Annotated in this window: 11 protein-coding genes and 1 tRNA gene; 6 read left to right on the top strand and 6 right to left on the bottom strand. The window is 44.3% G+C overall.

Annotated features, from left to right (window positions below; all coding sequences use genetic code 11):
• Positions 1–8: 8 nt before the first annotated feature.
• Genes CBX98_RS07100 through CBX98_RS07090 form a run of 3 tightly spaced genes read right to left on the bottom strand, consistent with a single transcriptional unit; the run spans position 9 to position 3,598 of the window.
• Positions 9–716 (bottom strand): SDR family oxidoreductase, encoded by a 708-nt coding sequence (locus tag CBX98_RS07100; protein ID WP_109168847.1) that lies wholly within the window; start codon positions 714–716, stop codon positions 9–11.
• Complete coding sequence (locus tag CBX98_RS07095) at positions 716–2,260, bottom strand: cryptochrome/photolyase family protein (protein WP_109168846.1); 1,545 nt, start codon at positions 2,258–2,260, stop codon at positions 716–718. The genes CBX98_RS07100 and CBX98_RS07095 overlap by 1 nt, the downstream gene beginning before the upstream one ends.
• Positions 2,261–2,263: 3 nt before the next feature.
• Positions 2,264–3,598 carry a DASH family cryptochrome gene (locus CBX98_RS07090; protein ID WP_109168845.1) on the bottom strand — a complete coding sequence of 445 codons (1,335 nt, stop codon included), beginning with the start codon at positions 3,596–3,598 and terminating at the stop codon, positions 2,264–2,266.
• Positions 3,599–3,964: 366 nt separating this feature from the next.
• Here CBX98_RS07090 and CBX98_RS07085 point away from each other — a divergent pair, with 366 nt between their 5' ends.
• A complete protein-coding gene (locus CBX98_RS07085) occupies positions 3,965–4,978 on the top strand; it encodes a GGDEF domain-containing protein (RefSeq protein WP_005393654.1) in 1,014 nt (337 codons plus the stop codon).
• 104 nt (positions 4,979–5,082) lie between these two features.
• Here CBX98_RS07085 and CBX98_RS07080 read toward each other — a convergent pair whose 3' ends face one another.
• On the bottom strand, positions 5,083–5,661 hold the full coding sequence (locus CBX98_RS07080) for a malate synthase (protein WP_005393653.1): 579 nt from the start codon (positions 5,659–5,661) through the stop codon (positions 5,083–5,085).
• Between the two features lie 176 nt (positions 5,662–5,837).
• Here CBX98_RS07080 and CBX98_RS07075 point away from each other — a divergent pair, with 176 nt between their 5' ends.
• Positions 5,838–7,394 (top strand): DUF3612 domain-containing protein, encoded by a 1,557-nt coding sequence (locus tag CBX98_RS07075; protein WP_109168844.1) that lies wholly within the window; start codon positions 5,838–5,840, stop codon positions 7,392–7,394.
• 388 nt (positions 7,395–7,782) lie between these two features.
• On the opposite strand, the gene CBX98_RS07070 is transcribed toward CBX98_RS07075, so the two are convergent.
• The gene (locus tag CBX98_RS07070; RefSeq protein ID WP_109168843.1) at positions 7,783–9,138 is read right to left on the bottom strand and encodes a diguanylate cyclase; all 1,356 of its coding nucleotides are present in this window, start codon (positions 9,136–9,138) and stop codon (positions 7,783–7,785) included.
• A gap of 131 nt (positions 9,139–9,269) precedes the next feature.
• On the opposite strand from CBX98_RS07070, the gene CBX98_RS07065 reads away from it, so the two are divergent.
• Positions 9,270–9,875, top strand: a complete 606-nt coding sequence (locus CBX98_RS07065) for an alpha-ketoglutarate-dependent dioxygenase AlkB (RefSeq protein WP_104973364.1) — start codon at positions 9,270–9,272, stop codon at positions 9,873–9,875.
• Positions 9,876–9,944: 69 nt separating this feature from the next.
• The gene (locus tag CBX98_RS07060; RefSeq protein WP_109168842.1) at positions 9,945–11,033 is read left to right on the top strand and encodes a DUF3541 domain-containing protein; all 1,089 of its coding nucleotides are present in this window, start codon (positions 9,945–9,947) and stop codon (positions 11,031–11,033) included.
• Positions 11,034–11,088: 55 nt separating this feature from the next.
• Here CBX98_RS07060 and CBX98_RS07055 read toward each other — a convergent pair whose 3' ends face one another.
• The gene (locus CBX98_RS07055) at positions 11,089–12,297 is read right to left on the bottom strand and encodes a NupC/NupG family nucleoside CNT transporter (RefSeq protein WP_005393641.1); all 1,209 of its coding nucleotides are present in this window, start codon (positions 12,295–12,297) and stop codon (positions 11,089–11,091) included.
• Between the two features lie 562 nt (positions 12,298–12,859).
• Between CBX98_RS07055 and CBX98_RS07045 the strand changes: the two genes are divergently transcribed.
• Together CBX98_RS07045 and CBX98_RS07040 are read left to right on the top strand one after the other, a co-directional pair.
• Positions 12,860–12,943, top strand: a tRNA-Leu gene (locus CBX98_RS07045).
• Between the two features lie 32 nt (positions 12,944–12,975).
• Entirely contained in the window at positions 12,976–13,587 is a 612-nt protein-coding gene (locus tag CBX98_RS07040) for a DUF2913 family protein (protein WP_005374167.1), read from the top strand.
• Positions 13,588–13,599: the final 12 nt, after the last annotated feature.

Here is a 13,599-nt window from a genome sequence, read left to right as displayed (position 1 = left end):
GCAGCGCTTCACCAAGGTAACAAGGCACCATCATAAGCCCAAAATGCCCCGCTATCCTGCGGGGTTGCTTTGTCAATCAATCCCCATAAGTCTCGCGCGACACGCTCTGGGCTAAACAGCTTTCCTTCAGGTACATTCGCTTGAAAAGGTGCCGACAAAGCCGTATCTGTTGTGCCTGGGTGAAGAGCGAGTACAGTGCCGTGTTTGACCATTCTCCGCCATTCAATCGACATGGTTTTGAGGAACATATTTAACGCGGCTTTCGATGCACGATAGCTGTACCAACCGCCTAAGTGATTATCACTAATACTGCCAACTTTGGCCGAAATGGTTACAAACTTAGGGTTGGCACTGCGTTTTAACTTGGGCGTGAAGTATTTCGCCAACAGTAAACTCGGCAAAGTATTAACCAAAATGGTTTGCTGAAAAAAGTCTGCGTCGAGCGAGCTAAGATTCTTCTCAGGACCTTTATCTTGGGTATGCAACATACCAACGCAGTTCACCAACCAATCAACATGTTCAATTTGCTCACTGAGTGCTTTCACCTGCTCGTCCTGCGATACATCCACTTGATGCCAAAATACATTTGGGTGTTGCCAATCTGGTTGGTGATTACGATAAGTGGCATGCACGCGAGCTTGAGGAAAGCGAACTAGCGCTTGTTGAACCATCGCCAATCCAATGCCGCCATTTCCACCAACGATCAGTATGTCCATTACAAGCTCTCCACGTTTTCTATGTAATACTCTGCGGTATCGATTATCGCCTGGCGTTGCTGCTCTTCCATATTGTCCCAAGATCGGAAAATCATCCCAATACGTGGATTGGTTGCTAAGCGTTTGTCGTGTTTGTTCATAAAGCGCCAATATAAGCTGTTGAACGGACAAGAGCCTTCTCCACTCCTCGCCTTATTGTCGTAGTGGCAACCCTTACAGTAGTCGCTCATTTTGTTGATGTAAGAGCCACTCGCCGCATACGGTTTGGTGCCAACAATCCCACCATCTGCAAACAGTGCCATACCGCGCGTATTGGGCATTTCTACCCATTCAATCGCATCAACGTAGATACCGAGATACCATTCATCCACTTGGTCTGGGTCGATCTCGGTTAATAAACAAAAGTTACCGGTTACCATCAAGCGCTGAATGTGGTGCGCGTAAGCGTAATCAAGAGACTGGCCAATCGCGTTTCGCATACAGGCCATTTTGGTTTCGCCGTTCCAGAAGAAGTCTGGCAGCTTTCTACTCGCTTCCAGTTCATTCTTTTTCGGGTAATGAGGCATGTTCGCCCAATAAACGCCTCGGATGTACTCTCGCCATCCCAAGATCTGACGAATAAAACCTTCTACCTGAGAAATATCGATGTCGGCATTGGCATGAAATGCCTTAAGTGAAGCGTCAATCACCTCTCGCGGATTCAGCAGCTTACTGTTCAGCGAGAACGAAATCCGGCTATGATATAAGCTCCATTTAGCCTCGTGCTGACCTGTCATGGCGTCTTGAAAACGACCAAACAGTGGCAAACAGACCTGACAAAAATGCGCGAGTAAAGACAAGCTTTGAGAGCGACTTACTGGCCAAAGTAAATCACCATTTAATTTACCTATGGTTTGAATGTTGTGCCGACCTAAGCGCTCGACAATATCACTGACGTCATGACTGAACATTAATGGCTTTGGCAGCTGTTCAATGTCTTTTGCTTTAAGTTTATTTCGGTTATTGGCGTCGTAGTTCCACTTTCCACCCATAGGCTTACCGTCTTGCATCAAAATGTTGAAACGCTTACGCATACGGCGATAAAAGTGCTCCATCATGATGTGTTTACCTTGAGGAAACTGCGATTCTATTTCCTCAAACGGTAACAAAAAGTGTTCCGAATCGACGCTGCGCATCACGACCCCATCAAGCTTTAGTTTGGCTAACTGCTCTAGTAAACGGTATTCGTCGGGGCGTTGATATTCAAACTTACTTGCACCAACTTCACTCACGTAGTGTTGTAAGACTTGCGCAAGATCCTCGAAAGATTGTGTGTCATCCAACGTAAGGTGCAAAACTTGATGCCCTTCTTCCTGCAGCTCGTTGGCAAAATTCGCCATCGCAGAGAAAAAAGCACACACCTTTTGAATGTGATGCGTAACGTAAGTATTTTCTTGTTTTAACTCAGCGACAAGGTAAAGCACCGAGTCGTCTACACGTTGAAACCACGAATGCTCGCTATTAAGTTGGTCACCAAGAATGAGCCGAACCGTCTCGTAATGCATTGGTTATCTCCCGCTCTCTTTTTTTGGCGCAATCGGCCAATCCACCATATCGACACTATCAAGATGTACGCCTACGCATCTCCCCTGCCATTTGTCGATAAATGAAAAATCTGGATCATAAGTTTGTGTCTGCTTTTCTAGATTAAACTGACGTGAGCCACGTGGGTCAGCGCCAACACCAGCTAAATACTGCCAGTTGCCCCAATTAGAGCCGACATCGTAATCAATCAACTGAGTTTCAAAATAAGCAGCACCGTAGCGCCAGTCGAGTCCGAGTTCATGAACCAGACAACTCGCGACCAGTTGGCGCCCTCGGTTAGACATATAACCCGTTTTATTAAGCTGATGCATACATGCGTTAACGATTGGAAAAGGTGTTTCGCCTTTCTTCCACTGCTTAAAGCGTTGCGCATAAAAGCTGGTCAGTGGTGGCTGGTTGGCGATACCGCCAAATCGAAACAACTTCTGTTGATACTTTCTCGCGTACCAATAAAAGTATTCCCGCCACAACAACTCGAAATAGATCCAATAGGTTGAATCATTTGCTCCGTTCTTCTGCTCATATTGTTTGAGCATGGCATAAATGATTGTAGGAGAGACGCAACCATGAGCTAACCAAGGTGAAAATTTAGTTGAATACTCCATCCCATCGAGCTCATTGCGAGTCTGTTTATATTCGCTCGCTAAACTTGAAGCAAAATAGCGTCGACAATGTTCAAGACCGCTCAGTTCTCCGCCATCAAATGCTGGTTTGGTGTCAAAGTAATATGTCGTGGCGGTAGGAAAATTCATACCTGAAGGTACTGGCGGTAAAGCATGAACGCTCTCGTAAGGTTGAGAGAGGTCTAAACCTTCGACCTGCTTTCTAAATTTCGTGAAGGTCGCAGGCAGTTGCCTTAATTCAAATGGCAACTGTTCTTCGCACAACAAAGTGCGGATCGCTTGCTGTTTGATATTCACATGGGGAGTGCCTTCAATTGCACGCTCTAGAGCCTGTTGCTCATCCGAACCAGCAAACGCATCAGCATAAATATGAGTGATACCGAAATGACTGATGGCATATTTGATCGCTTGATAGGGCGTCAGTTCAACCGTCCATAATCGTTGCCCCAATTTAGCTAAAGATTGATTAAGTTCATTAAGCGATGCCTCGAGAAACTGCAATTTCGCACGCCCTAAAGAGGTCTCCTGCGCAAAGTGCTGCAAGTAAGGTGTCACCGAGGGGCGACAATACAAACAAATTAACTCATCCATTTCTGCACAAGCGTCTATCAACAGCGGGTTGTCATGCAAACGCAGGTCATTAGTGAACCAATACAGTCCTATTTTCTTATCCAAGTCGCACCCTCTTTTTGTAAACTCGTTTTTTGTAAACTCGGAGTCCCGCGTTCTTGTTGCAAATAGCCTAAGCGTTAAGTCTTTTATTCCACTCGTTGTTGTACGGGCAATAGAGCTTTACGATCATTAGGTTACTGACAATCTCACTAAACCAATTGGCTGGTCATCTTAGAGCCCTTAACACCAAAACATCGTTCGCGCATGTTTCATACTAAGATTTTATAAAATTAAAATTTGGCGATATTGATAACGGTCTTAATCACTCATTTTTTATATAAACCATGCAAAAATGATAAAAATTAAAGCGATATTGGTTAATATCCGTTAATCTAAGTCCAATTCCATTTTGCTAGTACCATCGCAGAAATGACCGACGAGTTTAAAAAATCGACCGCTAATTTGAAAAAAGCGGTCCCACTAATGATCAAAAATCATGTTGCTGCCACGCCAGCCAACTATGCGCTTTGGTATACCTACGTTGACAAGACCATTCCTGAACTCAACTTTGAGTTGGATACGGTGTTAGAAAACTACGGTATCTGCCCACCTGCAACCAATAAACAGCTTTATAACAACTATGTTGCTAGTAAAGCAGAAACTAGCCTTGAAGATCTTAGAACCAATGTAGAAGTTCTGCTGCATGAAGTGTCCAGCTCGATGAGCGATACACTTTCAGATACTTCTTCCTTTTCTGAAATGGTAGACAAAAGTTTTAATAAGCTCGAAAAAGTTGAAGACAACAGCTTAAGTATTGAAGAAGTGATGGTGGTGATTCGTCAACTTGTCGCAGAGTCACACGAAATTCGTCACTCGACAAAGTTTTTGAATAGCCAATTAACTAATGCGAGTGAAGAAATTTCTCGCCTCAAAAATCAGCTAGCTGAAGTACAGCAAGACGCATTATTTGATGGTCTATCCAACCTTTACAACCGTCGAGCTTTTGATAAAGATCTGTCTTCGCTTATCGCATCAAATCAAGCAATGACCTTGATCATGCTTGATATCGACCATTTCAAGTCATTTAACGACAATTACGGCCATCTTTTCGGCGATACGGTGCTAAAAGCCATTGCCCGTAGACTACAACAAAGCTGTCGAGATGGAATATGCGCGTATCGTTTTGGTGGTGAAGAGTTCGCTTTAATTGTGCCCAATAAGTCTCTGCGAATTGCTCGCCAATATGCAGACACACTACGCCGCATGATTGAAAAACTGCGCATCAGAGATAAGCGCTCTGGTACACAAGTTCACAGCATTACCGCTTCTTTTGGGGTAGCTGAATATGAGGTGGGTGATACGCCTGAAGCTCTGGTCAATAAAGCCGATAAGCAACTTTATGAGGCAAAACAACTCGGTCGTAACCGCGTGATGCCCATTTAAATCAACTTGTTATGTAAGCTTGGTTAATAAGACCGACTTTTTCGAAATAGAATAAAAACCCCGCACTATTGAGTGCGGGGTCTATTTATCTGGCGCTTCACATCTTAATCGACACTGTAGCAGTAGCTTAGAATATAGTCGTCACCGTTTTTCGCAGTGTATTCTTTATCTTCACTGCATGCCATCGGCTTACCTTTTTTGTCGCCTTTGATTAGGCTGATCCAGTGGCGCATCGCCGTCGGCGCATTGCCCGTTAGTTCAGGATTAAACGTAGTGCGTGTTTCCAGTTGAATGTCATCAATATCCATCAACTCCACACAACCGGTGCCTTTATGACAGCCAAATAGCACTTCTACGTGGTTACCTGAATCGTCTTTAAACAAGATCGATTTTGGATCTTCTTTCTCACCCGTATACGCCACAAAGTGTTTTGGGCTTTTCAGGCCGCTGTGTGTGCCGTCTTTGAAGTAAGCCAATACATGGCGGTAATCAATTACGTAACTTGATACATCTTGGTGCGACCCGTTCTCCAATGGGAACATGCGGTCTAGTAGTTGCTTCGCTTTTACTTGCTTCTCGCTCTGCTGCTCAGCACTTACCGCTTCGACGGCAAATACAGCTTCAGCGATAAATGGGCGTTGTTGTTGTTGCATCTCTTTTTTATCGAAGTTCAGCATATTCATCGTCATATCCTCGCACTTAAAAAAACTCGTCCTAGAGTAAAAACTTAATTCCTTCGTTTAAGTTTCAGGCAATTCTGTGAAGTTGATGGTTAATTTCCTTGCCTGCTTATTATGTAGACTAGCGAAATATTGACTACAATTTCACAACAAAAATTTTACAATGTGAATTTTACAAAATGTCTGTGTCAAAAAGCCTTATTCGTCAGTCCCATTTTCTAGGTACGAAAATTCGCAACCTAAGGAAAAACAACCATTTAACTATGGAGGATTTATCTGCACGCTGTGTAAGGATCAATCCTGAGTACGCACCGTCGGTATCTTACCTTTCGATGATAGAGCGCGGAAAACGCGTTCCGAGTATTGATATGCTCGAAGTAATCGCGGAAGTTTTTCAAAAAGATCCTGCCTGGTTTTTAGATGATGAACCGGAACTAGAAGCCATTACACCCAACAAAGGGAATCGTGGCGGTATCAACGGTATGGCATTGGAGCCGAGCTTTTTGTTCTCCAATGATATTCTCCAAATCGCGATTCCAGAGATGTTGTCTCAAACGGGTATTACTGGACGTCAATTCGCCCACTTATTGATCCGTGCGCACCAAGAAAACCATCAAAACCATTTTCCTGATTTAGAACGCGCAGCCGAAGAGGTCGGCTTGAAACGCCTGAATCTATCGGTAGAAGATCTGATAGATATTGCGAAAAGCATGGGGTTGGATATTCGCTGGGTAGACCGAGCACCACAGGATGTGATTGATGAACTGGGCGTCAGCGCCAAACAGTTGATTACGTCTTTCATGGAGCCACCTGGCACCATTTATCTCAATAAACGAATGCGTGACTACCCAACCCGATTGAAATATGACTTGGCGGTATACATCGGCCATCGCGTGCTCCATAGCAGTGATGCAATGAATAACGTTTTATCTATTGGGCATCAAAACAACTGGGAGCAAATGGACAGCCCAGTTTCCAACTCTGAGCTCAACTCGCAAGATATCCTACAAGCTTGGCGCGATTTTGAGTCCAGCTTTTTTGCTGGTGCCCTGCTTTGCCCCAAAGTACCATTTCGTCAGTTGCTTGACCGTTCCGGTTACGAAATTGATGTTCACAAAAAGGCCGGCGTTTCTCCTTCCGTTGCGATGCGTCGTATGACCGTGGTTTCTCCGTACCCTCATTGGCATTACTTTGATGCCTATGGTCCGGGCAAGTTGAAAGCGGTATATCGTGGAAATGGCATCCCGCTTCCTTGGGGCAATATGCGCAAAGTGAACGATCCCTGCCAACACTGGGCTGTATTTAGACGTCTAGCCCAACCTTTGGATACAAGTTCAGCGCAAATTTCGATTTTGAATGTGGGCGACGAGCCACGTATTTACTGTTGTGAATCAGTCAACGTATTTGACCCTGCGGGGAACAACCGAGTGTTGTGCGCGGGGATAGATTTAAACCCTGCGATTTCTGCACAAGGTGGTGATGCAGCTTCTATTGCGGAAGAGCTGAAGTCACTTTGTGTCGCTTCCGGCGGAAGTAGTGTCATTCCTCCCCACATCAAAAAAGACTTAACAACCATTGCTAAGATATTAAACATCAATTGGATAGAACGAGGTATTCAAACCCAAGCTAGGCTAATCTGCTCAAGAGGGGCCGTTTGTCCAAGGCAGCCTAGTTGTTACAGTAAGTGCGGAGAAACCGATGAGACAGGTGACAACATGAATATTATTGGTCTCTAGAAAGAAAAAACGCCAATCACAATAATCGTGATTGGCGGTATATACTTGTGAACAATGTGTATTCACTAACAACGTCAGTTGGCTAGGTGACCCTCGGCTTAATAAGGGTCACTCTAGATAAAGCACGATGCGTGCCAACTTTAAAAAGGCCGTTTTTTAATAGATCCAGATGCATATCGTTGCTTTATTAACCATAAATTTCGCAAACTGCATTTGCAAAATGCAACAATATGCAAATATGCCACTTTATGCACTGCTAATAATGACTCTCTCAGCAAAGAGTCTATTGACATGTAAAGTCATATATTCTTATACCCAAATGATGGTGAGATTTCGGATTCTTAACCTTACCACTGCTCCAAAGCCCTGATTGAAACTGGGCTCAGGTTCATCCGCCATGTTTTTGTTGATACATTCTCTCATCGGCTATTTTCATCATTTGCTCTGGAGATGACATGTCCGGATCAAATATCGCGTACCCAATGCTGGTTCTCAGGTAGATGAGCGCTTCATCGTAAATCACGGGCGTCGAACATAAAGCTAACCTGAGCTTTTGTAGCAGAGACTGAACATTTTCTTCCGTCCCAGGGTTATGAACGACAACTAAAAACTCATCACCTCCCATTCGGGCCACTATATCTGATTTACGCAGAGAGCTTCTCACTCTTTCAGCCGTAGCGACTAAGACCTTGTCGCCTGCGTCATGACCATAGGTATCGTTAATATGTTTAAATCTATCCAGATCTATATTGATTAAGGCGAAGCTGTAACGCTTTTTGTAACGTTTCGCTATTTCAAACTGCTGCTTGTAAAACTTCATAAAATAGCGACGGTTTGGTAAGTGCGTCAGTTCATCATGCAGTGCTCTATCATCCGCAATGGTGTACAAGCGATAAATCGCAATAAGCGCGAGGCTCAGTGCAAAAACAATGGGATAACCGATGAGCCTTGCTAAATAAAGCTGATGCCAAGGAATTTTATGGTCGAGTTTGTCTCCGGAGAAAACCACCATACTCCACCCACCATAAGGAAAATGAACCATTTCTTTCGCGTATGGCGTTTTGGTTTCACTCAGTGCGCCAAAGAAAACGTCACCAAAAGCACCGCCACTGTCGTAACCACGAATCATCAAAGGATAGCGATAAGAGAAATCGATCACGCCAGTTTCTCGCATCAGAGCATCAAAATTAATCACCGCACTGATCACACCCCAATAATCTTGGTTCAACGGTGGATCAAGAAAAACCGGAACCCGCACGATCAAGCCTTTGCCGCCTTGAATCAAGTTGACAGGCCCTGCTATAAATATTTCTTGTATATCCTTGGCTTTTTGCACCTGCACCCACTGCTGTGGCACCGTTCGGTAATCGAGGCCAATTAAACGCTCATTACCTTGGCGGGGAAATATATGACTGATAACATCATTCTTCGCGATGCCAATGATCGTAATATGTTTGCTTTTGTTCAGAATGCGGTGAGCCGCAATGTTCAATTCGTCTTCTTGGTTTTTAGGCAGTAAAGTAATGAGTGTCGCCAAGGTACTGGCTTTATAGATATCCGCCATAAGTACCGCTTCCAAATTGGAACGGAGGGTGGAAAGTTGTTCTTTGGCCTCAACTTGAACTCGCTCTTGGTGAAGCTCTTGCTGATTTCGATGCAACAGCTCAATAACCCCAACGCATAAAGCGAAAAAACAGAGGAAGAACAATGCAAAATAGCATCGCTTTCTGGGTAAATAACGCATTTTCTCCCCACAACTCGTATATCGTTACGAGATTTTTATTTATTGTTAAAATTCTTATTATTACAAGAATAACCAATCCCAATCGGAAAGGTAACAGTGATTAAGATTTTTTATGTTTTAGGTATGAGATGATGCATCAACAAGGCGATTTATTTGACGGTACTCAGTGGCAAGAAGTAGAAAGGGGGAAACTCTATTACGATCCTTATTTTCTTAGCCATCTAGAAGCGGATCACTACTTTGACCAACTTCTGAAAACACTGCCATGGCATCAAGAGCGCATTACCATGTTCGGCAAGTCAGTACTTCAACCTCGTTTACAAGCGTGGCATGGTGATGCAGCATATACTTACTCTGGCTTGACCATGCAGCCTCACCCTTGGACTCCTGAGTTAACTCAGCTCAAAGTGCGCTGTGAGACGATTGCGGATGTAGCCTTCAACTCTGTACTTGCCAACCTATACCGACACGGCCAAGATTCGATGGGCTGGCACCAAGACAATGAACCAGAGCTAGGTAGAAACCCGGTTATCGCCTCTTTGAATTTAGGTGAAACACGTCGATTTTTGCTCAGAAATTTACATTGTAAAACTGAGATTGAATATGAGCTTTCTCACGGCTCCTTACTGGTTATGGCTGGCGAGCTCCAACATCACTGGAAACACTGTGTACCAAAAACCGCGAAAACCAAAGGTGAACGTATCAATCTGACTTTTCGACAGATTTTTAACTATTGACTCAGCTTTTACATTCTTAATTAATATTGATGGTAGGTTTAGATTCAGGACTTCATAGGGAATGGATTTATGCGTATCAAACCTCTTAGCTTAGCGGTCTTACTCTCTTGCTCACTTACCTTTGCTGTTCAGGCATCACAAGAAGAGATACCGCTCCTAGATAATGCTCAATCAGCACAGTTGATTCGTAGTACCTACGAGCAGGAACTGTTCACTTTACCTGCGTTTAAAGAGGGGCACTTTGGCTTACGCATGTACCGTCAGACGTTAGATGAGAAATATCTCGCTGCCGTTTGGACCGACATGGCACAAGTAGCTAGCCGATTAAACCGATTTGCTAATGAAGTCGTTGAACCTGAAGACATTATTCTTTATTCATCACAAAGATTGACCGCGTATCAAGAGAAAGAAAGTGAGCGAGGGCAACGACGCTATACCGTCACTAAACACCATCCTGAATATCTTTATCTTGGCGTGGATTTGCTTGGCGCAATGGCAAGAGCAAACGAATATGGTCTGAAACATAAGAAAGACAAGACGCTAAGAAAGATCCTGAGGCGCTACGATTTCTCGCGTTACGTTACGGACAAAGAAATGATAGAGGCGTGGGCAGCTCAGCTCGCAAACCAAGTCTACTGGCTTCGTCAGCTTGGTGAGCAAGATGTGGTCGAGGAATTTGCTCAAACCTTTCGCAATACCTACCCCGACGATAAAGATAAGATGCTGTCAGCTCAGCAGTATTGGAATAAACTCTATGGTATGACGCACATCATCTTTGCCGACTCACAGTACTATCAAGAACGAGTAAGCGAAAAGAAACACCAATGGATTTATGATTACTTTCGCAACAACATCGACACTATTCTACTGCGCGCCAAAGAAGATGTGATTGCAGAAGTCGGCATTTCGTTTTTGTTAGCAGGCTTGGACCATGATCCGGTCGTAAAGAAAACCCGCCAAGCCATTCGTCACGCAATCAACGCTGAAAAAGGGATGATTCCATCGGTCGATGGGAGTTTTGATCTCAAGTACGGCGAGCACCGTAATGTGCTAGCCATCATGCTGCTCGATTGGAAAGGGGTACATAAAGCGCCAACTTATCAAGAGCACCCTGACGCTTTTAAATCAATACCCTACGGCTTAATACCTAAGCCTTAGAAATAATAAAACCCGCCATTTAGGCGGGTTTTTTAGTGTGCATCTTCAATCTAAATTAGAGCGAGATGAAAATACCCGCTAAACACGCACTCATCAGGTTAGCGAGTGTGCCAGCAGCAACCGCTTTTAGGCCTAAACTTGCTACATCTTTGCGGCGCTCAGGTGCCATCACGCCGATAGAACCCAGCTGAATAGCAATTGAACCAATGTTTGCAAAGCCACACAACGCAAAAGTGATGATGACTTGAGTATGCTCAGACAGCGTCGCTTTGTGCTGTACAAAATCGATGAACGCAACAAACTCATTCATCACCACTTTCTGACCAATGTATGAACCCGCAGCAAGGATTTCGTGGCTTGGCACACCAATCAACCACGCTAGAGGTGCAAACAAGTAACCAAAAATCGCTTGTAGCGTTACACCAGAGAAGCCAAGTATGTCACCTAAGTTTTCTAGTCCCGTGTTCACCATCGCGATAACACTAACAAAAGCGATAAGCATGGTACCAACAGCAACGGCCACTTTCATACCGCCCATGGCACCGCTTGCTAGCGCATCAATAACGTTGCTTTCTTCTGATTTATCTAGCTCAATATCGTTGTAATCACTTGGTGTTTGGCGTTCAGGAACGATAATTTTTGCCATCATCAAACTCCCTGGAGCAGCCATAAAGCTTGCCGCAATCAAGTATTTTAGGTCGACACCTAAACCGGCATAACCACCAAGCACACTGCCCGCCACTGAAGCCATACCACCAGCCATCACAGCAAACAGTTCAGAGCGAGTCATGTTCGAAAGAAATGGACGAATAAGAAGTGGGGACTCGCCTTGAGATAAGAAAATGTTACCTGTTGCAACCAGAGACTCTGCTTTACTCGTACCCAAGAACTTCTGGATAGCGCCGCCAATAAATTGAATCACTTTTTGCATGATGCCCAAGTAGTAAAGGGCGGAGATAAGAGCACTGAAGAAGATGATGATAGGAAGGACACGAATAGCGAAGATAAAGCCAGAAGAAGCGAGGTCACCAAAGAGGAATTTAATCCCCTCATCAGCAAAGCTGAGTAGCCCCGCGACACCATTACTTAAACTCGCCAGCGCCGCCTGACCTAACGGGAAATAAAGCACTAAGGCAGCAAATCCCATTTGTAGCATCAAGGCGCGAGATACGGTTTTCCAATTAATGGAAGAACGGCCCTCAGAAAGTAGGAAAGCACAACCTAGCAGTGCAACAATACCAAATAGACTAAATAGAACACTCATGAGCTGGACCTACTGAACGTTGAAAAAGAAAAAAGAGCCAAAGGAATTGGCAGAAGAAAGGGACAACGCAGCGAGTGATAACTCGCCTTCAGATCCAGAATGTAGACAGAACGAATAGTTCGACATCTTATTTTTACCTTATACAAGCAATTGAACGTAGCTGGTCCGGTCCGTGGGGTCATTCACTGCTGGCGAGCGTATTGCTTGGCCTGCTCCATGTGACGGCTTGTATGGGTAAGGGTCCTGAACAACTAAACCCTAATTCCCGCTTAAACGGGACGCAAGTATAGCCAACAAAAAGAGATATTCATCACATTTATTTACGCAAACGTTCAAGCGTTCAAAATTTAGGCAAAAACGTTCTTTTGTCGTCATACTGCTAATAAAAGTAAGGGTATAAGGACAGACTTTGATGGTAAAAAACGCAAAAGTGACCAATAAACACGCAATCAAACTCGAAAGATCCAAAATTCGTCATTTTGCTCTCGCCAACAGATGGATTTTGGTTATACAATTCGCGGTGCTTCTTTTCGAGGCCTCTGAGTATTCAGAGCATCATGATGCCGAGATGGTGAAATTGGTAGACACGCTAGCATGAGGTGCTAGTGCCTTTGGTGTGAGGGTTCGAGTCCCTCTCTCGGCACCATTATCCTTCTTCCCTAATTTTGTTCGAGTGTAATGCAAAGTTCTAAGCAGGCAAGACAGTCTACAGATGCTAACCAACTTCTGAGTGAGCTTGCGGTTCACGCTTTATTGCACCTGCACTTTAAAATTCACGCGTCCTCACATGGTCTCTCCCTTAAAGAGCGTAACGACTTACTGCAGAAATGGCTGAAGCCAAAACTGAAGAGTAATCGCTATAAGCTGATTAAAAAGCCGTTAAAGTCTTTGACTCAACAGGCAAAAGGCGAGAACGGAAATCTGGAAGCGTTACTCGAACGTTGCGTGGGTGCAGATAAACCAAGTAACCCTCAACCTGATCTAGATAGCTACTTGCTGTTGATTAACGAGATTGAGAAGAAGTTGGGGACTACCGTATTATTATCTCGACCGGAAGACGTCGACTTATCTCACGACCAACACGGCTGTTTGCTATGTGTGCTTTCTGAGAACTTAAATCAGCATTTCGATGATAATAACGCCCTAATCGCTCCTATTTCGATGCTGTTCCGCGGACCAATGAGTCAACGCTCACTTTTCCTTGGCAGCATTTACGCCAGTGGCACCTTCAATTATGAAGTGCAGTACCAGGACGATCAGTTCGTTCGCATCACATTAGAGTTGGCGTAAGTGTAACGCTAA

The organism is Vibrio sp. T9 (assembly GCF_003123985.1).
Taxonomy (GTDB): Bacteria; Pseudomonadota; Gammaproteobacteria; order Enterobacterales; family Vibrionaceae; genus Vibrio; species Vibrio diabolicus.
The sequence above is the reverse complement of the archived record's forward strand: the minus strand, read 5'-3'. Positions and strand labels throughout refer to the sequence as shown.